We start from the raw sequence: 24,477 nt of genomic DNA, 5'->3' as shown, positions 1-24,477 counted from the left end.
CATTACATTTTTTATTTAATTTTACAGTGCTTGCCATTGGGCTTAGTCGTCTCTCCCTCCAACGGACTTCGCTCAGGCTTGTACGCATTTTATATGTAGATAACAATGCAAAACGTACAAACTTTAAAGTTAAACCGTGCCACATTGATGTTTCCTTTGGCATTGGTTTTATTCGAATTTTCGGTCTATATCGGTAACGATTTAGTCCAGCCTGCTATGCTCGCAATTACCCAAGACTTTGGGGTAAGCAGTGCATGGGCACCGTCCTCTATGTCCTTTTATTTACTGGGCGGTGCCTGTGTCGCGTGGCTGCTTGGGCCACTCTCAGACCGGTTAGGCCGTAAAAAAGTGTTGCTCGCAGGTGTGGCATTTTTTGTGCTGACTTGCCTCGCCATTTTACTCACTCAAAATATTGAGTCTTTTTTGGCACTCCGCTTTTTACAAGGCGTGGGGCTATCGATGATTTCTGCGGTGGGTTATGCCGCAGTACAGGAAAGTTTTGAAGAGCGTGATGCCATTAAAGTCATGGCACTCATGGCCAATATTTCTCTGCTGGCACCGCTGCTTGGCCCAGTAGTGGGCGCGTTTATGATTGACCATGTGTCATGGCATTGGGGCTTTATTGGCATCGCCTTTTTGGCTTTTTTAAGTTGGTTTGGTTTAAAAGCCAAAATGCCTGCGGCACAGCAGCGTCATCCCAAAAAGCCGCTGCGCTATATTTGGGATGACTATAAAACGGTCTATAAAAATAAGACCTTTTTGGCGCTCACCTTTGGTTTGCCTATGGTCGCCATGCCTTTGATGCTGTGGATTGCACTGTCACCCGTGATCTTGGTCGAGGAGCTTGGCTTGAGCAGTATGCAATACGGCTTGGCACAGTTCCCCGTCTTGGGGGGGCTAATTCTGGGCAACATTGTATTGCTTAAAGTCATCGACAAAATGGCACTGGGTAAAACTGTGTTACTCGGTTTGCCTTTAATGTTCGTCGGTACGCTGTTGGTGGTGCTCGGCACCATTTTCCAAAGCTATTTCTTACCGTTACTGATTGTGGGGATGACTTTGGTGAGCTTCGGCGAAGGCATCAGTTTTTCTGTGTTATATCGCTTTGCTTTGATGTCATCGGAAGTGTCCAAAGGGACGGTTGCTGCAGCCGTTTCGGTACTGATGATGTTTACGTTCTTTTTCGTGATTGAACTGGTTCGCATGGCTTATGTGGCATATGGTCTTTGGGCCTACAGTTTGGTCTGCCTGATATTGATTGCACTTTGGTTTAGCTTTCCACGTGCGACCGTGAAAAAAGTGATGCAAAAACGTCTCGAGCGTGGTGTTTACTAAGATTGAATTCAGCGAAGTTCACATCATAAAAAAAGCGCGCATTCATTTGAATGGGCGCTTTTTATTACTGCTCTAAAAGATCTTTTTAAAGCCAGTTTTTTTAAATTTAGGCTTCAGCTTGCTCTGGTTCCAATTTTTTAATTTTGGCATCAAACACAAAAGGCCCAAAAGGTAAGATTGAAGCGATCAAACCTAAAATAAACATCTTCAAAGACCATTTTTGCTTTTCACAGACCACAAACAGCACGATGAGAAACAAGATAAACAATACGCCATGACCCATACCCACGTATTTGACTAGGATCGGGTTATCAAAGATGTATTTCATTGGCATCGCAACGAATAACAATAGTAAAAAAGAAATCCCTTCTAAAAATCCTACAACACGTAATGTCTGAATGTTCATGGTCAAAAAATCTATGAGAATGAAGCTCGAGTGTACGCAAGAACCAGATAAAAATGAACCACAATACACCCGTACATCATGAACCTTTTAAAGATCGTCGTTGTGTCATCCGTTTTATTTAATGTCTCGGGCGAGCAGTTCAGTTTTTAACTTCAGCAATTCGGGCAGAGTTTCCAGTAGTAGACTGATTTGTTTGAGTACCAAGTGTAAATTCTGATTCATGGTTTCTTGCGCATTTAAGCGTTTAATCTCTGCCAGTTTTTGCTGGATGTCGAGTTCAGCTAATGCCTGCTGATGGAGCAGTACATGATTTAGCGTATTTTGACACCACAGCATGAGTTCCAGCACTTGTGTATCCTGCACCAATTCTCGGTGACTTCCCAAAGCAGAAATATAACTGAGTTGACTGTGGCTATATACCAAGTAGCGAAAAGCATGATGTACCAGTTCTGGGTTTGGATTGGGTTCAGTACTAAGACTGGAGATCATGTTCGCCAGTTCAGTTTGGGCATTATGCGCAGTACGTCGCGCACTGCGGTAAGCGAGACTATTATTTTTGCCGTGTTGATATTGTTCACAAATGGCATTGAAATAGTTGAGGGTTGCATCGGATGCTTTTTTTATGGTGTTGGAAATATTGCGGAAGTCCCAATCGGGCCAAATAAAACTCACTGCGAACCAAGCAATGGCACAGCCAATGAGGGTGTCTATAATTCGTGGTAAAATAATGGCATAGCCTGCACCTTTTAAATTAAAAATCAGCAGCACCATGAGTGTTGCCATCAGGGTCGCCATGGCATATTTCTTGGAACTGAGATAGAAAAAACACACGCCAAAAATAATGGTTAGTAGCAGTTGTCCTTCAATACTCGGCACGAAATACAGCAGTGGAATCCCTAAAACAACGCCCAAAATAGTGCCCAAGGTTCGCATTTTTAAGCGGTTTTTGGTGGCGAAATAACGCATTTGGCAAACAAATAAACTGGTGAGCAAAATCCAATAGCCATGTTGCGCAAAGGGCAGAAGCGAGATGCCATAACCGACAGCAAAGACAAAGGCGATACGCACCGCATGGCGAAACAGTGCGGATTGGGGGGTGAGATGTTGGCTGAGTTTGAGCCACAGATCATGCCAATCATGGATATCATCATCATATAAGTTGAGGTTATCAATATGCTGCTGATAACGTTGTTCTTGGCGCGATTGTAGTTCGTTGAGGTGCTGAAAACGTTCATGCACACTGTCCAAATTATTTAAAATCAGTTGTAGGTTTTTGACTTCAATATTGCGTGGATGATCTAGAATCCAGTCCTGCATGGAACTGTGTAAATTCAGCAATGCCTGAGTAGTCGTTGGATCTGATACATAGGTTTGATTGGCTAAGATACACCGTGCCAAAGCCTGACAGGCAAGGGCTTGCAGCCGAATATTTTTTTGAATACGAAAAATGAGGTCAGTACGGCTAAAGTTTTGATGTAACTGCTCATAGTGCAAATAATTAGAGCTGGCTTGTTCATGAATGTCTTGAACGAGAAAGTAGAGATTGAGCCAATAAATCGTATTTTGGTTGGCGCGAGACGCTTTTAGTCGCGTCAGTAATGAGCTTTTGGTGTGGTTAAAACTTTGCACCACAGTACTATTTTGTAAGGATAAATCGTAGAGCAGCGCTTCTACATTGTCTCGATTGTCTGGGTCGAATAGACGTGCTTTCGCGTTGAGCAAATCGGCAACTTGGTTAAAACAGCGGGCTAAGTTGTCCTGAACGGCCAAGGTGGGTTTAAGGATATAAAACACAATGGCGGTACAGCCATACCACAATGCTCCCAAGACAAAACAACTGGGTTGAAAGTACCAAGCCGAATATTCACCTAGGCCAAACATACTGTATAGGGAAAGTAGAATGGTGCCAAAGCTCATCGCTGCATAGCGTTGCCCCAGTGCCCCCAGTAAAATAAAACAAGCACTAGACAGTGATAAATATAAGATGAAAAAGAATTTATAAGGATGTAAAAAATCTAAAATGCTACTAACACTAAAGAACAAGATACAGACATAGGCAAGGTTTCTAAGACGAATGCTGAGCCGATCATCGAAGTCAGTTAAGGCTGTTGCAATTGCGCCTAATGTGGTCGGAACGATGAGCTGTTGCAGTCCTAAAAAATATAAACCTAAGGTTGTACCACTCAACACAATCAGAATTTGCAAGCAATACATAAAAATTGCATTGGACTGAAAGGACTGAAACCACTGACGAAGATTGTTCACGATGTAATAGTCTAGGCTTAGTTTTATTTTGGTTTTAGCCTGAACTTTTTTCAGGGCACTGTCAATTTAATGCTGTGGTCCATTGCATGAAAAATTCACCTATGACAATAAAAATGCAGCAGAGCATGGCTCCGCTGCATTGTGTGTATAAGTTGAAACTTATCCACAGATACGAGGTCAGAACACTGTTTTATTCACAGTGCAAAGGCGATAGCCTTATTTAATCACGCCACAGGCGATACGGTCACCGCCACCGCCAAGTGGTTTAGGGGTGTCTGAATAGTTATCACCACCTGCATGTACCATCACCGCTAAGCCCTCAACGTCAGCTAAACTTAAGCGAGGAGCGAGTAAATTGACTTTTGCATTACCTGCCGAGTCGACATTCAAGATCGGTAAATCACCCATATGGCCATTCAGTGGTGTGCCGTGGTTTGGTGCTTTTTCTGGGTTAAAGTGTCCCCCAGCGGCTAAAGCAGCCACAGGTTTTCCTTCTTTTTCAGCCACATCACACGAACCTTTTTCATGGATATGAAAACCGTGTGGGCCGGGTGGAAGTTGAGTCAAATTGGTTTGAATCGCTAAACCAACAGGGCTATCAATAAAACGAATGGTGCCAATTTTTTGTCCCACACCTGCAGTTGAAACGGCGTGTACATCGACATCTTTAACCATCGTGTTGGTTTCAGTGGGAGTAGTGGTACATGCCACAGTCCCTAAACCGATTAAAGTTACAAGTGCGCTTAGTTTGAAAGCAGAAGACAACATGTTGGGTCCTTTTTTCCTTAAAATTCAGAACCATTCAAACAAAGCCAAGGCCTCGGTTCAATGTTGTCCGTAGAGTGTTTTTGTATCTGACATAAAAAAACGCATGCTTTCAATGAAAGCATGCGTTCAAGTCATTTCACTGAACTTATTTTTTTGGCGTATCTAAAGGCTCTTCGGGTGGATCATAAGCCAATGTTGCTTTCGGCATCATTAGGGGTTCATTCACTTGTTCATGTAGCCATTCCCGCCAAATGGCTAATAGTACCGCTAGAATCACGGGTCCGACAAATAAACCGACCATACCAAAGCTGGCTAAACCACCCAATACACCAAACATGATGAGTAAGAATGGAATTTGTGTGGCACCTGAGATCACCAATGGGCGAATTACATTGTCTGCTGTACTGACTACACAACCCCCCCATACCATCACACCAATCGCTTCAATAGTCTGCCCTTGAAAGAATAACCATAAAGACACGGCGCTATATGCCACAGGAGGGCCAAAAGGAATGAGTGCAAAGATAAAGGTTACAATGGTCAGTACCATTGGGTTTGGCACACCAGCAACAAAATAGCTCAGGCCTGCCAAGAGTGCTTGCGCAATTGCAGTCAGGCCAACTCCATAGACCACAGCACGCGTGGTTTCTGAAATGGTGTCTAAATAGTGGTGGATACGTGGGCCAATCACCATCTCCAGCGCTTTACTGACCTGATTTAAAATGGTTTGTCCGTCACGATAGAAGAAGAATAACGACATCACCGCAAAACAGAGTTTAAAAATATTTTTACTGATTTCACTTAGCACCAAACGACCATAACTTAAGTGGCTTTGGAACCAGCCCGTGACATTTTGCACAATACTGTTAGGATCGGTATTGATTTCTTTTAAGGTGCGAGTGACTTCTTTACCAATAATGGGCAAGTCCCGAATAAATTGCGGAACATCTAAATGACCTGAGAACACTTGTCTTTGCAGTTCATAAAACAGATTACGACCTTCATGTTGCAGCATAAAGATGGCAAAGGTCAGCGGGATACCGACAACTAACACCACCATACTGATCATGATGGTGGCGCTTAAGGTTGGACGCGGTCCACAGAGTTTCTGTACTGAGTGATATAAAGGCCAAGTGATGTAGGCAATAATCGCAGCCCAAAGCACAGGTACAATAAAGTATTTCAGGACTTGAAAGCTCAAATAGAACAGAATAAAAATCAGTCCAAATAACAATACTTTTTGTAAGGCTGGTGCGTATCGTTGCACGGTATTCACTGCTATATCTCTAAGGTCAAAGTCATATTAACTGAAAAAAATGCGCACGAGAACGTACCCTTGGTAAGTTCTCGTGAATAACCGACTATAAATAGGGAATAGCCCCGTTTTATCTATAGCAAATATTTTAGAACCAAGCACTTGGGTCATCGACAATGGCGTTGAGCAGCGGTTGCCATTGACTTTGAATGGAGAGGTAATTCTTTTGTGTTTTATCAAATACGCTTAAACCTTGCATTGCCAATTGGCCATACGCAGTACGTTCTGAAATCCATGCTACAGGTTGTTGTTCAATTTTCGCAAAAAAATCTTGGATGTCTTTGGCACTGGCGCTGTTGGCTTTGACCCGATTGGCCAAAAGCAAAATTTGCACTTTGCCTTTACGAATGCGTTTAATGTCTTGTAAATGCTTTAAAAAACGACGGGTACTGTCAATATCAAAAAACGAGGGTTGCAGTGGGGTCACAATCGCATGCGCTTCACTGACCAGCTGTTCCGCATGCTCACCAGATAGTGCACCCGGCGCATCGATAATTAAATATTCAATATTTTTAGGGACTTCACCAATTGATTTTTCATGACGCCAATCCAAACTTTCAATATGTGCTACGTGGTCAGGACGCTGTTTTAGCCACTGACGAGCAGATTTTTGATTATCGGCATCGGCCAAAGCCACTTTATAACCTTTTTGTGCGAGTGCCGAAGCTAAATTGATTGCGGTTATCGTTTTGCCACAACCACCTTTTTGGTTGGCGATTAATATCGTTTTCATGACCTTAAATGATTTTATTCTGCTCACCTCTAGCATATCATTCTTTTGTGTGTCGCATATGGCACCAAACCAAAGTTGTAAGTTTAAATCTTGCTACCTGTAGCACAAAATTAGGAAAGAACCATGTCCATATGGATGGCAATGTTGATCGGTGCAGCAATTGGTGTGGTCTTGACCACCCTCATTTTAAGTCACAGCCGAAATGGACGCATCAAAGCAGAATATGAGCGCTACATTGCTGAATTAGAACTAGAGCATCAGCAGGCTTTGGCTCAAGCACAAAAGCGCAGTGTCAATACCAGTCGTGCAGTGCTCAAAGGCAAAATGGCGGAGCAACTGGCACCGATTATGCCTCAGTTTGAATACTTACCTAGTGATGCCAAGTTTTTGGGTGATCCTGTCGACTATGTGGTATTTGATGGTTATACCGACCTGCGTGATGGTGAAGGGCGACCAGAGGATATTGAAATTGTTCTCATTGATATTAAAAGCGGTGGGGCGAGGTTAACCAAAGGACAAGTTGCTATTGCGCAAGCGATTCAAGCTGGGAGGGTTCGTTTTGAAACGGTTCGCATTGACTTTGATACGATTGAATAAGCTTGGCGATGTGCACCCATGAAAGTATCTTGCTTGATATAGAGCAGGTGCTTTCTTCATGACTATGATAGCCCGTCACTTGAGTATGGCTTTTGAGCGCGTGCAAAAAACATCAGTTGTCCGAGTTTCGGAATACCTTCGGCATAAAAGTAGTGCTGTTCTATCATATTAAATCCTGCTGCTTTTAAGGCTTGTTCAATATTTCGATTGAGATGGCAGCCATCGGCTAAACGCTTTTGCACAGGCGTGAGTAAGTGTTGTAGGCGCTGAATATAAAGGTTATTTGTATTTAATACGTGCTCCACAACATGTAAGGTGCCACCCGGTTTGAGCACCCGTAATATTTCCGCCAAAGCCTGTTCTAGCTCAGCAATACTACACAGTGTCCATGTACTGACTACATGCTCAAGGCTATGGTCAGCAAAAGGCAGCTTTTCCGCACGGGCTTGTACATGATGCACTTCAAATGCTGCTGCTTGTATCCGCTCTAAAGCCAAATGATAAATTTCAGGACTGGGTTCAAGGGCAAAGACAGTATCGACATTTTGATAAAAGGGCAGATTCAGCCCTGTACCAAAACCAATTTCCAATACCTCTCCCTGAATTGGCAAAAGCAGTTCGTGGCGCTTGTCCATTAAGCTTGGTACTTGCATGACCTGATTCAGGACATGTGGAAAGATGTGTTGTTGATAGTATTTATAAAGTATACGCCAATCTCAACTTTGAATAAGGCTTTCCAGTTGTAAAGGTGGATTTCCTAATCGTGTATTTAAAATTACTGCAATGGTATGTGAAAGAATCTTACGCGTAATTCTATGCGTTAAATGCCATAAATCTTTAGCTCTTACTTTTTGAATGTGAAATCGTTCAGTTAATTGACCTATAACAGTCTCAATTTTTCTACGAGCATTCATGAGCCTCGCCATAGCTTCCTTAGACCTGCTATCAGTCATGTTCTTTCTATAAGGTGTTTGTAAATCAATATCTTGGTACTTAAAATAGTGTTTTAATTCAGGTCTTAAGTATCCTTTATCACCACCAAGTAATCCCTGAATATCTTGAGTAATTTCTGGTGCAACATCACGTTCATCACAATGAGCTGGAGCAAAAGTATAGCCTGTAATCATTCCTGAAAAGTTAATAACGATATGTCCTTTGAAACCATAATATTTTTCTTGTTTAGCCGCACAATAACTAAAACCTGCAGATTCTTTGAAGTTTTTATGTTTTTTTGCTCTAGCATAACGACAAACAGGTATAGGAAAGCCATCGATAAAATCAATATTATCTAAACCGAAAACAGATTTTAGTTGTGACATAATCTGTTGATTTACATGCCATAATTTTGCACAATGTTTGCAAAAATTAGGATAGGAACCTAATTTTGGAAACCATTCAAACCAATTGTGTTTAAAGTAGAACCAGATATTTTTATCAGAATCTAAGCCAAGAAACTCTCCCACAATTTGTATAGTAAGAATTTCAATATCACTTAAAGCGGGTGGAAATCCTCTACTTCTTAAAGGTTGAATGACAATCGCTGAGTAAAATTGCTCTATGATTAAAAATACAGAAATGATAAATTCGTAAATGGACATAACTTGCTTTGCTTTTCTTAGTCGAAAATTAAATTGGGTTATGTCCTTTTTATTTCAAAGACTTAAAAAGTTGAGATTCGCGTAAAGCATGATTGTTTTTGGGGCTCTGTTCTTCAGCTCTAGCCTAACTGAAAAGTGCTGTGGCTAAAAGTAGACTGCATAATTCGTTCATAATGTTACTAAGTTCATAAGCTTCTTTTCAGAAAACTGGACTATGATGAGATTGGTTCATATTTTCCTAGGTCGATGGGAATGAGGTTTGCAATGAAATCTAAATTTATCCTGCTCAGTTTACTCAGCAGTTTGCTGTTACCCATCAGTGCAAGTGCCACTGTAGATTACAACATTGCCAAAGGTTTAGCGCCGACCTCTAAAGATCAATCGATTTCGGTGTTGAAACCGTTTAAAGGTGATTTTCGAATTTTAGGTTCTAAAATGTATTCGTATGATGCACAAGCCAAATTCTCTCCGATTGACTACGCCGTAAGCTGGGGCTTGTTCGCTGAACCTGAAATTGCACGCCATATTACCGTGAATCAATACGACCGTTATCTCAACTGGAAAATCGATCGTTTGCCTGTGCCTGCCGAGCAAGCCATGCAAATGGTGTCAAATATGCACATTATTCCAGCCAACCCAGAAATTGCTAAACAAATTAAACACGTGAAACGCGGTGATTTGGTTCGTTTAAAAGGCGAGTTGGTTGAAATTAAAGACAAAGATATGGTCTGGACCTCATCCTTAACCCCGACTGATACGGGCGATGGTGCGTGTGAAGTATTTCGGGTCAACTCAATCCAATGGATCGAACGGGTAAAGGGGTAATGTGGAAGTAGCGCTGAGTTACTTCATCGTGCTGTTTTAATTTTTTTAGACGATTAACACCCATATGAAGTCTTGCTCCACGTGAAACCTATTGGTCAAATCTGTGGATGCTTATAGGTGTATCAATGTTAATAGTTTTTATAAATATCTGATAATAAAATTAATCTTGTATTGTTCGAAAACCACGTTCAAGTTGCTTGAACGTGGTTTTTTATCTTTATTTTGCAGTTAATGCCGTACCGTCAAATTCAATACCATCCCAACCATTCAACATGAACTGACGAATATTTTGATGATCTGTTGCATCAGGTGTCGCTAAAACAGAAGCATAGTGTTCTGCAAATAGGCTTAAAGTTTGCGCTTGATCGAGGCCTTGAAGCTGTGCAAACGAAAACACTTTTGCGCTGCCTTGGTTTTCAGTTGCTGCATTGTGCTGTAAACCATTTTTAAATGCAGTTGGTGTATGTGTATAGGCTGCTTCAATGAATGCCAATACATCTGAAAATTTTGCTTCGCCCGCTGCAAGCTGAGCCAATAGTACTTGTGCCATGCGTCTATTTCCGACTAAATTTATGTCCACATCATACCCAAAAATTGCATGTTTGGGAGTTTTTGCCTGAGAGAAAACCTTCTGTTTTGCATGAAGAACCTGTGCTAGTGATTTTGTGAATCTATGTTGTATTGGTCATAGAGCGCACTAGGGTGAAGTAAAGATATTTGGCGATCCTGGGTTCAATATCCAATGTAAAGCATGTGTGAGTTTGAATGCTGAAGTTCACTTTTGAGAGTGATACAAGAAGATATAAGGATCAACAACCGATGTTGAAAAACATTGAAGTGCGAGGATTGATTCAGGTTTAATAGCGTTATAGTTGATGAACTGTGGATAACTTTGGACTTATCCATACCGTATTTTGTAAAGAATAGGATAGGTCAATGAATTGGATCTTGGTGGCAATGGGGGGCGGAATAGGGGCCTGTTTACGCTACAGTGCAGGATTATGGTTGTTTAAACCGAGTATGAGTTTTCCATGGCCGACATGGTGGATCAACATCATCGGTTGTTTTGCTGCGGGTATTTTCTTTGCATTCAGCCAGAAGTTTCCAGTATTACAACAAGAAGCTCGCTTGTTTTTAATGGTGGGCATATTGGGCGGTTTTACGACATTTTCGAGTTTTGGCCTCGAAACTTTTCAGCTTTTTAGACAGGGACAAACTGTCCTAGCGTTGAGCTATGCGCTGTCGAGTTTAGTGGTGGGTGTCATCGTGCTTGGGATCGGATTTTATCTGTTAGATAGTTTGCTTAAACATTAAGAAAAATGCTGGTCAAAATCAGAACCAGAAAAGAACGCATAAAAAAGAAGCCTAAGCTGGAGGAGGTCTTAGGCTTCTTGATATCTTTACTATAACGCGTATAGCTTAAAGAAAAATGAAATTATTGTGAGCGTTTGAAACGCGCGAAACGTTTATTGAAGCTTGCAACACGACCTTCATTACTAGTTTGACGTTGTTCGCCCGTATAAAACGGATGTGAAGCACTTGAGATATCTAAACTGACGTAAGGATAGGTCTTGCCTTCATGCTCACGAGTTTGATGACTCTGTAAGGTACTACCGATCACGAAAAACGCGTCGGCATTGGTGTCGTGGAACAGAACTTCACGATACTCTGGATGAATATTGGCACGCATAGACTTCTCCTTAAATGTTTTATTTTGAAATGTTATAAAATAACAATTTAGAAGTCAAAATAAACCCAGTGACTTTATGTAACTGGGTTTATTGAGTTGTAGCGATTTTATCGTGCCCGCAGTCTTTATTTAGGCGGGAGGCGGGACCAACTCTTCAAATAGATCATTGAGGTTGTCGTGCACTTTGAGATGAATCAGGTTCCAATAATGTCCTGAGACTGTGCGATTGACCATTAGTGTATCGGGTGAGGGTTTAAATACATCCCAGTATTTTAGCGATGGTTTGACCAGTTCAATACCATCATGATGCGCTGAGTTTTCGGCAAAGTCATACAAAGTGGTCAGTGGACGCATGAGCACCTCTAACCATGCTTCATACAAGTCGGCAGGGAACTTGCCTTGCTCAGACATGGAGTGTAAAGCAGTCAATTGCTGTTCCATAGCCAAGATATCACTGTCGCGCGCTGCTTGAATCAGCTGCTTAAAATGCATCACGATTTCTGTCGATAGGGTTTTGACACCACCGTAGTCATACACGATCACGCTACCATCTTCACGAAAGGCAAAGTTACCCGGGTGGGGGTCGCAGTGAAAGCGTTTTAGAAAGAAAATCTCACGGCCAATGGCACGAAATAAACGACGCCCCAGTTCATTGCGTGTGTCTTGTGACCATGTACTGGCAGTTTCAATGCTTTCGCCGTGCTCTAAGCTTAAGGTTAAAATATGGCGGCTTGAATAGTCTTTGTAGACTTGAGGAATAATAATTTTAGGGTCTAAAGCTTGATGAAAGGTACGTGCGACCTCTAAGTTTTGGGCTTCTATTTGATAGTTCAGCTCGTTGTCTAAACTGTCTTGAATTTCTTTAAAGAGTTGATCTTGCAGCTTACGGTCAATTTTAAGTACACCCATTAGGCGTAGCGCTAAACGGACTTGTTTTAAGTCGCTTTCACAGGCTTCTTCCACACCCGGATATTGAACTTTAACCACAATCTGTTCACCACTCGGTAAAGTGGCTTTATGCACTTGACCAATGGAGGCTGCGGCAAAGGGTTGTTCATCAAAGGCGGTAAATATTTGATTGAGCGGTTTGCCGAGTTCTTTTTCAACTTGAGCTTTGATCTCTTGAAAAGGCATCGCAGGCGCTTGGCGTTGTAATTTACTAATTGCACGTGCCACTTCAGGCGGAAAAATGTCTTTGTATTGAGATGCAATTTGCCCGACTTTCATCACGGCACCTTTCATTTCACCTAAGGTGTCTGCAATTTGAAGTCCAATGTCCTGAAAAAGCTGACTGCGCGCCGCATTTTTTTTATCTTCATCGGCATTGAAGTTTTTAATTGAATTGGTCACAGTTTTGGTTGCGATACTTGCCGTCATGCTGGCAAGTTTCATAAAGCGACGACCGGGCGTACGAGTCGTATTTGCCATGCGATATTCCTCGGGGCATCTTCATTACATCTCAGATTTGATCATAGGCGACAAATGCAAAACTGCCTACTTTAAATTGTTAAGCTGATGTTTCTATTTAAATAATAGTGGTCAATTGAGTGAATTGCACACAAGATGTCGCTGCATTTAAAAATCGCGTTACACTGTGCGAAAAAATTTGAGTAAGAAATAAATGAAAGTTTATCGTTATTTTACAGGCAAGGACGATGTGCATTTTTGTGCGCGTGTCACCAAAGCACTGAATGAAGGTTATAGCCTGTATGGTTCACCCACCATGACCTTTAATGGTAGTGAGGTGATCGTGGGGCAGGTGGTGGTTAAAGACGTTGAGGATGAAAGTGAAGTGCCACAAGGTCTGAAAGACGCTTTGGCACAACAGTAGAACAGCGGGAATAGGAGAAGAGTCTGGCTCCTTCCTATTCCATGCCATGCATGACTTATGGATAGTCCTGACTGAGGCGTTTATTGTTGTTATAAAGACGGAGCAAGAGCAGGGCACACGCCACGCTTAAACCGACAATCAGTCCAATCCAAACACCTGCTGCACCTATGTTGGTGTAGCGCGCCAAATAAATGCTGACTGGGAAAGCCACGATCCAATAGGCAACCATGGTAATCCACATCGGGCCTTTGGTGTCTTGCATGCCGCGTAAGCAGCCTGCGGCACTAATTTGCCAAGCGTCCATCAGCTGGTAGGCGAGTGCGAACAGCAGTAAATACATCGCAACTTCTGATACTTCATGATCAGAGGTATAAATTGCCACAATTTCAGGACGAAACAGTGCAATCAGCAGCATGGTCATCAGCGCCAAAACTGTGCCTGTAGCCAGTCCGAGTTTTTGCACCTTTCGCATAGCCTCCCAGTTTTTTTCGCCATAGTAAGTCCCGACACGAATAGTCAGGGCGATGGCAAGAGACATCGGAATCATAAACAACTGAGAGGTGACCGACATTGCAATCTGATGCGCCGCTACAATGGTTTCACCCAATGGACTCAGAATAATCGCAGCGGTACTAAAAATACTGACTTCGAAGAAAATAGCTAAGCCAATGGGTAGACCAAGTTTTAAAATGCGTTCGATCCAGTAGCGATCCATCTTCTCCCAAGTGCTAAACACTTGAGTTTTTTGATATGCCGAGGCTTTAAAAATATAAGTGGCCAAGGTGAAAAACATGATCCATTGTAAAATAGCAGTGGCAAATCCGCAGCCTGCCGAACCGAGTGCTGGAATCGGGCCGAAACCATACATAAAGACAAAGTTCAGTGGAACCAAAAGGACCAAGGCCGCTAAGCTAATGACGGTCACAGGACGTGGGTGACCAAGTGCTTCAGAATATCCACGCAGTGCGGCATACATAGTCACCGCAGGCATGCCAAAGCCAATGGCATGTAAAAATAGGCTGGCTTTAGGTAGTAAGTTTGCAGGAACACCCATGAGGGGCAATAACAGCGGCATGGCTTGTAAAATTAAACCCGCAATGCTCCCCAAAATAAAGGCCACCCACAGGGATTGACGAGCAATAGTGGCGATTTTTTCAGGGGTGCGTGCGCCATTGGCTTCTGCCACCAACGGCGTTGTCGCAATCATGATGCCACTGAATAGCAACATCACTGGTATCCATAAACCGACACCGACGGCAATTGAGGCTAAATCGGTAGGGGATAAATGCCCCGCCATGATGGTATCAATTAACCCGAGACCCGCTTGAGAAAACTGCGTGATCAGGATGGGCAGCATTAACACCAATAACTTTTTTAATTCGAAACGATGGGACGTGATTTTATTTGTAGTCGACACAAAAATTACTCATATTCATCATGTGCTTGGTCTAAATAAATTCAGCGTTGTAAAGTGAGAAGCACACCAATAAAAATTACGACGCCACCAAGTAAACGCTGCCAATTGACAGGGGTTTTTTCGGTACCAAGTAGACCATAGTGGTCAAAAATCATCGAGGTCAGGATTTGTCCAAAAATAACCAAACCTGAAAACGTGAGAAAGCCTAATTTAGGCGCAGTATAGATGCTTATACTGATGGCATAAACCCCTAAGCAACCACCGAGCCATAAGTACCATGGAATATTGGAAAAATCATGTAACTGCGGTTTGTCCACAGGTTGGAGTACAACCAAAAGTGCTAAAACGCAGGTTCCAATGAAGAAGGATAACAATGCGGCTTGTAGTGGAGAGTAAAAATATTCTCTGAGCTGTGTATTCAGCGCCGTTTGAAAAGTCATAGCAATGCCAATACCAAAGGCCAGTGGTAGCATAAACAGCAAGTGGCTCGATATTTTCATCATTTTAAACCATTCATTCTTCTTGTCTTTTTATCAGTCTAATCCAAATAGATTCAGATTTCATAAGTGTCTTGATGCAGTCATGTTAAAATATGCAAGATTACCGCTGTGCTTTAGAGTCTATTCCTTGACTGATTTACATCCTGCAAATATTCCGTTGTCTTTATATATTCACATGCCGTGGTGTGTGCGTAAGTGCCCCTATTGCGACTTTAATTCGCATGCGGTGCCAGATGGCAAACTGTCTTTAGATTTAGAGCAAGAATATTTACATGCTTTGGTCGAGGACTTTAAAACTCAGCTTGAGTTTGCTCAAGGGCGTCATATTCATAGTGTGTTCATTGGCGGCGGAACACCGTCTTTGATTTCAGCGCAAGGGTATCAATGGTTATTTGCCCAGTTAAAAGCACTACTGCCTTTTGAGGTGGATTGTGAAATTACCTTAGAAGCCAATCCAGGTACAGTCGAACATGATCCTTTTGCCGATTATTTGGCGGTTGGTATCAATCGGTTATCGATAGGGGTTCAAAGTTTTAATACTGAACATTTAACCAAGTTGGGACGAATTCACAGTAACGCCGATGCGATTTCAGCAATTGGTCTTGCGCGTGATGCAGGCTTTAAACGTATTAATGTCGACCTCATGCATGGTTTACCTGAGCAAACTTTAGAGCAAGCTCTACTGGATTTGAAGCTTGCCGTGGACAATGGTGCAACCCATATTTCATGGTATCAACTCACGATTGAACCCAATACTGTGTTCTTTAGAACTAAGCCTGTCTTACCTGTGGACGATGTGCTTGAAGAGATTCAAGTTCAAGGCGAAGCTTATTTAAGAGCACAGGGTTTTATCAATTATGAAGTTTCGGCATGGCGTAAAGAGCAGCCTTCCGCACATAATTTGAATTATTGGCAGTTTGGCGACTATTTAGCGATAGGGGCAGGTGCACATGCCAAAGTTACCCAGCCAGATGGGGTCTATCGGTTCCAGAAAACTCGTTTACCGAAAGACTATTTAGCTAAAGTCCCTGCGGAGCATGTGCAGTTTAAGCGGATTGAAGCCGACGAACTTCCATTTGAGTTTATGATGAATGCTTTGCGTTTAAATGATGGGGTTGCAGTTGAATGTTATGCGCAGCGTACAGGTTTGAATCTGGATAGTTTGGCTGAAACGTTGGACTCACTACGCATTCGAAAATTAATTGTAGATGATGCCACGCGCTTAGCATGTACCGAGCAAGGGCATGTGTTTTTAAACTCAGTGTTAGAAGAATTTATCTAAGTTTTATCAAATCGAACGTAAAACCCCGTTCTTTAGGTCGGGGATATAAGCGAGTCGCGTCAGCGATACGACATGAAATGTCGTTTTAATTAAATTATTTACTTTTTGTCATTCTATTCTTTGATTAAATTGATAAAGTAATCGTATGAAAACACTTAAATTACGCATAAAAGACAAACACAGCAAGGTGCTCGAACAGTTAGTATCTGAGGTGAACTTTGTCTGGAATTATGTCAATGATTTAAGTTTTAGACACCTAAAAGGGAAAGGTGAATTTCTTAGTGCTTACGACATTGCCAAGTACACAAAAGGCACATCCAAGGAATGTAATTTACACAGCCAAACGATTCAGGCTGTGACCGAAGAATTAGTCATACGAAGAAAGCAGTTTAAAAAATCAAAATTGAAATGGCGGGTCAGCAACAGGAAATCAGCCAAAAAATCACTTGGATGGATACCATTCAAAAAAGTTGCTGTGAAATATACAGATGGCTATATCCAGTATGGCAAGCATCAATTCAAACTATGGGATAGCTATGGCATTGGCTCATACAAGGTTAAATCGGGTTCATTTGTTGAAGATAGTCGTGGGCATTGGTATGTCTGCCTGACAGTTGAAGATCATACCAAGTCTGTCCAGTCCAAAGGTACAACTGCGATTGGTATTGATTTAGGCTTAAAAGACCTAGCCACCTGTTCAGATGGTTATGTGGTGACAAATCCAAAGCACTATCGTAAATATGAACAGAAACTAGGTATTGCTCAAAGAGCAAAGGATAAAAAACGTGTACGTGCATTACACACCAAGATCAAGAACTGTCGCAAAGATCATTTGCATAAAGAGAGTTCTAAGCTTGTAAAACGCCATGCAATGATTGTAGTTGGAAATCTGAGTGCAGCTAAACTGGTCAAAACTAAAATGGCAAAATCTGTTTTAGATTAAGGGTTTAGTGCATTCAAAACAATGCTTCGGTATAAATGCGAGAGCGCAAAAGTATTGTTTGAAGAAGTGAGTGAGAGATTCACGACCCAAATCTGTTCGAGCTGCGGTGAGATCACCGCAAGCAGTCCGAAAGGTAGGATAGATTTGCGAATAAGAGTATGGGAATGTGAATGCGGTGCTGTCAATGATCGTGATTGCAATGCTGCCAAGAACATACTCGCGCTTGGACATAAGCGCCTAGCAGTAGGAATACCCGTCCTTTAGGTCGGGGAGGATGTCAAAAAGCCATGATTGTATGAATTACTATCAGGGTTTGAGTGAAGATCTCAAGCCAATTTTTTAACTTGCATGATTACTTAAATGGCATTCGATCAAGCCAAGAACTCCAATTAGTATAACCATCATCAAAGCCGATATATTTCAACATCACCAGTGGGTGAAGTTTGCTGAATTAGCAGGAGAATTTCACTTGGGAGATTTTAGGCAGCCAACTTGCAAAAGTCCTCTGCCATTTGATTTGGTGTCTTAAAATCCAAACGTTTTTGAATTCTTCGCTGATTATAAAATAACTCTATATATTTTGTAATCTCTGCTTTAGTTTGTTCCCTCGTTTTATAACCATGATGATGAACTCATTCATTTTTGAGTATGCCCCAGAAGCCTTCGATCGGTGCATTATCAAATGAGGAATATATTCCGCAAGGCCACGCTTACTCATCGAACTCAGGTTAAGGATGAGGCCAGAAAATTGGAGCGAATGAGAAATTACAGGGGGAGTTGAATTTTAGGTGGTGTATCAAAAAGTATGCTAAAAAAAAGCAGGTTGAATTTTGATAAAATAGAGAAATGCAAATAACTCTAGAAATCAAATGTCCAACCTGCCTCAGTGACAGTATAAAGAAAAATGGCATCAAAGTAGATGGGAAACAAAACTACCAATGCAAAGACTGCAAACGTCAGTTTATTGGTGACCATGCTCTGAGCTATCTAGGATGTAATTCTGGCATTACTCGTAAAATATTACAGTTAATGGTCAGAGGCAGCGGTATACGAGATATCGCTGAAGTTGAGCGCATTAGTATCGGTAAAGTCTTACGGACTTTAACTGAATCGGCCTATCAAATTCAGCCTAAACAAAGTCATTATGAATCTCTCGAAGTAGATGAATTCTGGACTTTTGTTGGAAATAAAAATAATAAACAATGGCTTATTTACGCCTACCATCGAGAAACAGGTGAGATTGTTGCTTATGTTTGGGGTAAGAGAGATTTAGCTACAGTCCAAAGGTTGAAGACAAAGCTTAAACAATTAGGTATTCACTACACCCGAATTGCAAGTGATCATTGGGACAGTTTCATCACTGCTTTTAAAAACTGCAAGCAAAGTATTGGTAAGTTTTTTACTGTAGGAATTGAAGGTAATAATTGCAAAATAAGGCATCGAATAAGGCGTGGTTTTAGAAGAAGTTGCAATTTCTCCAAAAAGCTTGAAAACCATTTTAAAGCCTTCGACTTAACCTTCTTTTACATCAATAATGGCTTCATTTAATGTCAGCATACTTTTTAAAACACCACCGAATTTTAAGGTCAGACAGGAAATAAAAAGAGCGCCTAGGCGCTCTTTTTATGGGTCTAATACTGTTAGTTAGTAGTCAAAGCTAAAGTGTTCAGGTGCTAAAGAAGTCATGGTTTTTGAAGGATTGACCATTGCTTCAGCATGTCCTTGGGTACGTGGTAATAAACGTTCGAAATAGAAGTCTGCAACTTTAATTTTTGCTTTGTAGAATTCAGATGTTTCTTGACCTTCACCAGAAGCCAATTTTTCTGAAGCCACAGCTGCTTGTTGTGCCCAGAAATACGCCATCATTACATAGCCAGAGAACATCAAGAAATCGACAGAAGCTGAAGATACCACGTCACGGTCTTTACGAGCTGCAAGCATAATACGAACAGTTAAGGCATTCCACTGTGCGCATACTTTGGTTAAGTCCCATGCAAAACGACGCATGTATTTGTTGCGTGCCTGTTGACCACAGAATTTTAAAATTTCAGTGGTGTAGTCGCGAATCACTTTACCTTTAGAGGTCAGAAGTACTTTACGACCAATTAAGTCCAGTGCTTGAACACCAGTTGTGCCTTCATACAGTGTCGCAATACGTGCATCACGTGCAATTTGCTCCATGCCCCATTCTTTAATGTAGCCATGACCGCCATAGACTTGCATACCGTGGTTTGCAGCTTCCAAGCCCAATTCAGTTAAGAAGCCTTTTAAAATTGGGGTATAGAAACCTAAGTGATCATCATGTGCTTCAAATGCAGCAGTATCGCCACGCTCAAGTGCATCTGCCATTTTGTCGGCAATTTGCGCTGCATAATAAATCATTGAACGACCGCCTTCAGCAATCGCTTTTTGTGTTAGCAACATACGGCGAACGTCAGCGTGATGAATAATGGCATCCGCCACTTTTTCAGGGTCTTTCTTGCCAGAAAGTGCACGCATCGACATACGTTCTTTGGCATATGGAAGTGCACCTTGGAAAGAAAGCTCAGCATGTGCAATACCTTGAATTGCTGTACCAATACGTGCAGTATTCATAAAGGTAAACATGGCATGTAAGCCTTTGTTTGGCTCACCAATCAAGTAACCGACAGCATTATCAAAGTTCAACACTGCGGTTGCAGAAGCACGAATCCCCATCTTATGTTCAATTGAACCACAGGTCACAGGGTTACGTTCACCAAGGCTACTGTCTGCATTGACCAAGAATTTAGGCACAATGAACAGTGAAATGCCTTTGGTGCCTGCAGGTGCATCTGGAAGACGAGCAAGTACGATGTGAATGATGTTTTCAGTTAAATCTTGCTCACCTGCAGAGATGAAGATTTTGGTGCCTGAGATGTTATAAGTGCCATCGGCATTTAATTCTGCTTTGGTCTTTACTTGGCCTAAGTCGGTGCCACACTGAGGTTCAGTTAAACACATGGTACCAGACCATGTACCTGCCACTAAGTTCGGCATATACAGATTTTTCTGTTCGTCTGTACCAAACTGTAAAATGGTGTTCATACAGCCGATGCTTAAACCTGGGTACATTTGGAAAGACCAGTTTGCGGTGCCCATCATTTCCGATTTAATCAGATTTAAAGATTGAGGCAGGTTCTGACCGCCAAATTCTTCAGGGAAAGACAAACCTTGCCAGCCACCTTGGACAAACTGGTCATAAGCGTCTTTGAAGCCTTTTGGTGTTTTCACTTCACCATTGTCGAAGGTACAACCTTCTTCATCGCCCGATTGGTTTAAAGGAGATAAAATATTTTCACAAAAATCTGCTGCGCCTTCTAAGATCATATCTACCGTATCAGCATCGGCAGCTTCACCATTCGATAGGGTTTGATAATGTGCAGGATAGTCCAGCACTTCATTCATTAAGAAGCGAATATCATGTAAGGGAGCTTTATATGCAGGCATGTGTGTAATCCTAATTTAGAAGTAGTATTGGATTATTTAAATCGATCATTTCATTATTCATACATCGTATCAAAATACATTGATAGATCCGACTTGAGAAAATGTCAGAAAGGCGAATTGGTAGATAAAATCATCAATCTAAAAAGACAGTTCTGTTACACTGACTCGGTGGTCTTTTGATCATGTACTTTTTTAATAAACTATAATTAACTCAGGTTTTCAGCAAGTATTATGCGCTTAAAATATATAACACTTTGTTTATTGGGTTTGAGTATCAGTGGGTGTACTCAGCATGTCATTAAATCCAATGCCTCTACAGATCAACAGCTCGGGCAACAAGCCACGCATGGTCTTAATGCCATGTTTGAAAATTCCAGCTATGATTTTAAAGGTCAGTTCTCTATTCAATCTGACTTTAATTTTAATGAGTCCAAGCCAAATTCTAAGTCGAATACTCAGTCAAATGGGACGAACTTAGATCCAGAGCTGAAAAAACAATTAGATCAACTATTAAAAAATCAAAAGATTTCCTTTACTGCCAAAGAAAAACAAGCCCTATATGATGCACTTGCGCGTGAACAAAATCCGTATGCATCGTTGTATGGCGGTGGTGAATCACGTTCTGCTAAGGTTCAAATCGCAGAATCTTTGGTAAATTTACTCAATGACTTACAGTTTAGTTATAAGGGCTCTGTGCATTTCCGTCAAAAATTGGCGGCATTGACTTTGCAGTTAAGCTATCAAAAACCAACCTTACAAGTGCAAGCACAGTTGCCGATGGTGGTTGATTTTAATGATTATAAATTTTATACCAACTACTTTGCCTTTATGCCGTTCATGGTGAATCGTGAAAGTCAGGATCGCTTTGCCTACATTGACTTTTCTAAGCATAAAGAAGCATTCGGTCATATTGATTTTAAAAAGTTTGCTGAATACTTAAAGCAGATGAATGCACTGCCATATGCTTTGGCAGAGTCAAATCAGGTGCATAGTGTTGATTTAAGCAAGTCAGAAAAAGAAGCAGGGCTAAGCAAAAAAATTCGCTATATGGGTGACTTAGAACCAGCACAAGTACAATTGGGCTTATTTGAATACGTCAATAAACTGCATTATACCCAGCAGATACAAGCTTTTGATGCTGAGAGTCTGATTGAAGATGCCGCAAAAATACCAAGTGCAGCGGATGAAACAATGCAGGCGGCGAAAGAAGCAGAGAGTGCTGCAAGTAGCGCAAGTGAAGACCCGGCCTATGATTCACTCGAACGTGTCAGTCATTTGGTGAATCAAAAAATGCAGAACTTGAGTGGTTATGGGCAGAGCGATGAACAAGACATTGTTGTAGATGCCGCTGCCGATGCTACGGTTGATGCAGCAGCAGATGTGGCTTATGCGCAGGCCGCGACAGAAGATGCTGATGAGACAACAACAGAAGTGTCTGCTTCTGCAGCACCGAATACGCTATCTGAAGAAGCTTGCGATGCGCTCATCAACAGCAAGAACATTCCTATTGGTAAAGTGACCGCATGCCGTGATTATCAAGATATTGATGTACTTGCACCTAAAGTAACCAATCAATCTGTAGATGAAGAGACTTTTGGACAAGCAGCGACCAATGTTTTGGAAGAGTTGAAACCACTCTTTAGCGCGTATCAAACAGAGCAACTGGTAGACGCACAAAGCTTTAAACAACTTTGGCAAAAACATCAGGCTGAAATTACACCGATCATGGCACAGCTGGGTAGCGAGCGTTCACCGTTTGTGATGGATGTTGGACTCGACCAAAAAGGTCGTGCGCAAAACATGGATTACAACATTGTGATTAGCGATGAGCAAATTGGTAAGCTACAAATTAAGAGCACCAATCAGGTGTTTAACTATGGCAGTGCGACAGCCATTGACCGTCAAGCTTTAAGAAATGCAAAATCGATTGAGGAAGTGTCTAAAGGTTCATTACTGGAAAATGTAGTGAAAGGCATGCTGGGTCCGTTAGGTGCAGACTCATCAAGTGCAGAGAGCGCATCATCAAGCACAACAGAATTACCTAAGGCTATTTCAGATTATTACCAGCAGGCAGCGCAGCAAAGCTATGCACGTCAGCATTCTGAAGTTAAAGCCTATCAAGCGGTATTTGCTTTGATGTTTGCCGCACAGCGTCCAGAATATATTCGTTACTATAGCTCAGCGACCATCAATGAAATTTCAGAAGTTTATGCCTATGAGTTCATGGACGTTGCAGAGCCGAAGGGTGTAGCACTTAAACGTCTGAATCAGTTACGTCAAAAACATGCTTTACAACATGAACAAGACTTTGATGAGCTGGGAGAAAGTATCGCCAATATTGTTAATGATGCACTGGAAGATGTACAAGAAAATCAGCAATGGAAGGATTTGGCGAAGAAATACAAAACCAAGCAAGCGGTTTTTGCTCAGGTCTATCAAGACAAATTCACCGATACCTATGAGATTGACCAAGAGCAAACTGCATATTTGACTCAGTCTGCACACGTCTTTGCTAAAGCATTTGCAGATGACTTAAAAGGTCAATTGACAGAAAAATCGTTGCAAGGTTTGAAGCTTGAACATGACGACTTCTTTAGCGACTCGACCTATTACGAGACCTATAAAGCCGTACAGAAACACATGAACTAATGAAAAAAAGAACCTCTGCGGAGGTTCTTTTTTTATTTGTGCTTATAAAAAATCTTTCAGATTGGGTTTGATGCCATTCCAAATCGAAAAAGATTCAATCGCCTGACCAACCAGCATGCCATAGCCTTCAGAGGTGGGCACGCCGCGAGCTTTGGCTTGATCTAAAAAGGTTGAGGGTTTGCCATAGGCCATTTCATAAGCATGTTGAAAGTGCAAAGCTTCAGGCAGAATTAAAGCATCGCCACTTAGGCTGGCAGAGGTTGCGTTAATCACCAAATCAAACTGCCCTTCGAGTGCATCTAAGCCGATGGCTTGTAATTCGGCTTGCGGTACAGCTGTTTTTAAGTCAATCACCAGTTGCTCTGCACGGGCAAGAGTACGATTGGCAATCACAATTTTTTTCACCCCTGCTTGGACCAGCGGATAAATGACGCCACGAGTTGCACCACCTGCACCGATGATCAGTGCATCTGTCTGGTCTAAGTTCCAGTCCAACGCGCGAATGGCATCGACTAAGCCTTGTCCATCGGTGTTGTCACCATGTAATTGACCATCGATCATCCACAGCGTATTGACTGCTTTTGCGATTTTAGCGCGTTCAGTGAGGACTGCGCAGGCTGCAAAGGCTTGTTCTTTAAACGGGACAGTGACATTAAGACCCATGCCACCCTGTGAGAAAAATTCTTGGATATTTGCGAGGAAGCCATCGAGTGGCGCAAGACGTTTACTATAGTTGAGGTCGAGCCCCATTTTTTGTGCAAACGCATGGTGAAGTTCAGGTGAGCGAGACTGCTCAATTGGGTTGCCAATGACAGCGAATTGTTTGCTCATCGCACCAAATCCATGTGAGAAATG

The 24,477-nt window shown here is 41.9% G+C and carries 22 protein-coding genes and 2 pseudogenes; 9 read left to right on the top strand and 15 right to left on the bottom strand.

The annotated features are described in order from the left end of the window. Window positions 1-105 precede the first annotated feature (105 nt). Complete coding sequence (gene craA / locus AC4CVD_RS15235) at window positions 106-1,335, top strand: chloramphenicol efflux MFS transporter CraA (protein ID WP_490753389.1); 1,230 nt, start codon at window positions 106-108, stop codon at window positions 1,333-1,335. Window positions 1,336-1,441: 106 nt separating this feature from the next. On the opposite strand, the gene AC4CVD_RS15230 is transcribed toward craA, so the two are convergent. From AC4CVD_RS15230 to AC4CVD_RS15210, 5 genes are all read right to left on the bottom strand, one after another. Beyond that, complete coding sequence (locus AC4CVD_RS15230; protein WP_004977999.1) at window positions 1,442-1,741, bottom strand: DUF3817 domain-containing protein; 300 nt, start codon at window positions 1,739-1,741, stop codon at window positions 1,442-1,444. Between the two features lie 114 nt (window positions 1,742-1,855). Next, window positions 1,856-4,006: a YccS family putative transporter gene (gene yccS, locus AC4CVD_RS15225; RefSeq protein WP_490753388.1), complete on the bottom strand. Its 2,151-nt coding sequence runs from the start codon at window positions 4,004-4,006 to the stop codon at window positions 1,856-1,858. Between the two features lie 216 nt (window positions 4,007-4,222). Next, window positions 4,223-4,774 carry a superoxide dismutase family protein gene (gene sodC, locus AC4CVD_RS15220; protein WP_005401320.1) on the bottom strand — a complete coding sequence of 184 codons (552 nt, stop codon included), beginning with the start codon at window positions 4,772-4,774 and terminating at the stop codon, window positions 4,223-4,225. A gap of 145 nt (window positions 4,775-4,919) precedes the next feature. Beyond that, complete coding sequence (locus tag AC4CVD_RS15215) at window positions 4,920-6,041, bottom strand: AI-2E family transporter (RefSeq protein ID WP_490753533.1); 1,122 nt, start codon at window positions 6,039-6,041, stop codon at window positions 4,920-4,922. Between the two features lie 136 nt (window positions 6,042-6,177). Next, a complete protein-coding gene (locus AC4CVD_RS15210; protein WP_201706832.1) occupies window positions 6,178-6,822 on the bottom strand; it encodes a ParA family protein in 645 nt (214 codons plus the stop codon). A gap of 123 nt (window positions 6,823-6,945) precedes the next feature. Here AC4CVD_RS15210 and AC4CVD_RS15205 point away from each other — a divergent pair, with 123 nt between their 5' ends. Beyond that, a complete protein-coding gene (locus AC4CVD_RS15205) occupies window positions 6,946-7,419 on the top strand; it encodes a Holliday junction resolvase-like protein (protein ID WP_005401318.1) in 474 nt (157 codons plus the stop codon). 62 nt (window positions 7,420-7,481) lie between these two features. Here the strand turns inward: AC4CVD_RS15205 and AC4CVD_RS15200 are convergent, their stop codons facing one another. Both AC4CVD_RS15200 and AC4CVD_RS15195 read right to left on the bottom strand, forming a co-directional pair. Next, on the bottom strand, window positions 7,482-8,126 hold the full coding sequence (locus AC4CVD_RS15200; protein ID WP_436905873.1) for a class I SAM-dependent methyltransferase: 645 nt from the start codon (window positions 8,124-8,126) through the stop codon (window positions 7,482-7,484). Window positions 8,127-8,135: 9 nt separating this feature from the next. Then, a complete protein-coding gene (locus tag AC4CVD_RS15195; protein WP_490753387.1) occupies window positions 8,136-9,017 on the bottom strand; it encodes an IS982 family transposase in 882 nt (293 codons plus the stop codon). A gap of 264 nt (window positions 9,018-9,281) precedes the next feature. On the opposite strand from AC4CVD_RS15195, the gene AC4CVD_RS15190 reads away from it, so the two are divergent. Continuing rightward, window positions 9,282-9,842: a hypothetical protein gene (locus AC4CVD_RS15190; RefSeq protein WP_436905872.1), complete on the top strand. Its 561-nt coding sequence runs from the start codon at window positions 9,282-9,284 to the stop codon at window positions 9,840-9,842. A gap of 217 nt (window positions 9,843-10,059) precedes the next feature. Here the strand turns inward: AC4CVD_RS15190 and AC4CVD_RS15185 are convergent, their stop codons facing one another. After that, on the bottom strand, window positions 10,060-10,392 hold the full coding sequence (locus tag AC4CVD_RS15185; protein WP_104221770.1) for a HopJ type III effector protein: 333 nt from the start codon (window positions 10,390-10,392) through the stop codon (window positions 10,060-10,062). Between the two features lie 386 nt (window positions 10,393-10,778). Here AC4CVD_RS15185 and crcB point away from each other — a divergent pair, with 386 nt between their 5' ends. After that, on the top strand, window positions 10,779-11,156 hold the full coding sequence (gene crcB, locus AC4CVD_RS15180; RefSeq protein WP_436905871.1) for a fluoride efflux transporter CrcB: 378 nt from the start codon (window positions 10,779-10,781) through the stop codon (window positions 11,154-11,156). Window positions 11,157-11,277: 121 nt separating this feature from the next. Here crcB and AC4CVD_RS15175 read toward each other — a convergent pair whose 3' ends face one another. After that, entirely contained in the window at window positions 11,278-11,532 is a 255-nt protein-coding gene (locus AC4CVD_RS15175) for a type B 50S ribosomal protein L31 (RefSeq protein WP_078389975.1), read from the bottom strand. Window positions 11,533-11,661: 129 nt separating this feature from the next. Next, complete coding sequence (locus tag AC4CVD_RS15170; protein ID WP_490753386.1) at window positions 11,662-12,960, bottom strand: ABC1 kinase family protein; 1,299 nt, start codon at window positions 12,958-12,960, stop codon at window positions 11,662-11,664. 193 nt (window positions 12,961-13,153) lie between these two features. Here AC4CVD_RS15170 and AC4CVD_RS15165 point away from each other — a divergent pair, with 193 nt between their 5' ends. Next, window positions 13,154-13,363: a DUF1737 domain-containing protein gene (locus AC4CVD_RS15165; RefSeq protein ID WP_004691402.1), complete on the top strand. Its 210-nt coding sequence runs from the start codon at window positions 13,154-13,156 to the stop codon at window positions 13,361-13,363. 55 nt (window positions 13,364-13,418) lie between these two features. Here the strand turns inward: AC4CVD_RS15165 and AC4CVD_RS15160 are convergent, their stop codons facing one another. Further along, window positions 13,419-14,720: an MATE family efflux transporter gene (locus AC4CVD_RS15160; RefSeq protein ID WP_114837668.1), complete on the bottom strand. Its 1,302-nt coding sequence runs from the start codon at window positions 14,718-14,720 to the stop codon at window positions 13,419-13,421. 101 nt (window positions 14,721-14,821) lie between these two features. After that, the gene (locus AC4CVD_RS15155; protein ID WP_005401310.1) at window positions 14,822-15,283 is read right to left on the bottom strand and encodes a DMT family transporter; all 462 of its coding nucleotides are present in this window, start codon (window positions 15,281-15,283) and stop codon (window positions 14,822-14,824) included. A 124-nt stretch (window positions 15,284-15,407) separates the two neighbouring features. Between AC4CVD_RS15155 and hemW the strand changes: the two genes are divergently transcribed. Then, window positions 15,408-16,562 (top strand): radical SAM family heme chaperone HemW, encoded by a 1,155-nt coding sequence (gene hemW, locus AC4CVD_RS15150; RefSeq protein ID WP_490753532.1) that lies wholly within the window; start codon window positions 15,408-15,410, stop codon window positions 16,560-16,562. 145 nt (window positions 16,563-16,707) lie between these two features. Beyond that, window positions 16,708-17,769, top strand: a pseudogene (locus AC4CVD_RS15145) (RNA-guided endonuclease InsQ/TnpB family protein). 215 nt (window positions 17,770-17,984) lie between these two features. On the opposite strand, the pseudogene AC4CVD_RS15140 reads toward AC4CVD_RS15145, so the two are convergent. Then, a pseudogene (locus AC4CVD_RS15140) lies at window positions 17,985-18,188 on the bottom strand (IS3 family transposase); the annotation flags it as partial. Between the two features lie 163 nt (window positions 18,189-18,351). Between AC4CVD_RS15140 and AC4CVD_RS15135 the strand changes: the two are divergent. Beyond that, window positions 18,352-19,053 carry an IS1 family transposase gene (locus AC4CVD_RS15135; RefSeq protein WP_004282344.1) on the top strand — a complete coding sequence of 234 codons (702 nt, stop codon included), beginning with the start codon at window positions 18,352-18,354 and terminating at the stop codon, window positions 19,051-19,053. A 96-nt stretch (window positions 19,054-19,149) separates the two neighbouring features. On the opposite strand, the gene AC4CVD_RS15130 is transcribed toward AC4CVD_RS15135, so the two are convergent. Next, a complete protein-coding gene (locus AC4CVD_RS15130) occupies window positions 19,150-20,973 on the bottom strand; it encodes an acyl-CoA dehydrogenase C-terminal domain-containing protein (protein ID WP_279698766.1) in 1,824 nt (607 codons plus the stop codon). A gap of 231 nt (window positions 20,974-21,204) precedes the next feature. Between AC4CVD_RS15130 and AC4CVD_RS15125 the strand changes: the two genes are divergently transcribed. Then, on the top strand, window positions 21,205-23,622 hold the full coding sequence (locus AC4CVD_RS15125; protein ID WP_279698765.1) for a hypothetical protein: 2,418 nt from the start codon (window positions 21,205-21,207) through the stop codon (window positions 23,620-23,622). A 42-nt stretch (window positions 23,623-23,664) separates the two neighbouring features. Here the strand turns inward: AC4CVD_RS15125 and aroE are convergent, their stop codons facing one another. Continuing rightward, on the bottom strand, window positions 23,665-24,453 hold the full coding sequence (gene aroE / locus AC4CVD_RS15120; protein ID WP_279698764.1) for a shikimate dehydrogenase: 789 nt from the start codon (window positions 24,451-24,453) through the stop codon (window positions 23,665-23,667). Between the last annotated feature and the right edge of the window lie 24 nt (window positions 24,454-24,477).

Source organism: Acinetobacter sp. LipI_23, from assembly GCF_058243045.1.
This window is presented reverse-complemented; position numbering and strand designations above follow the sequence as displayed.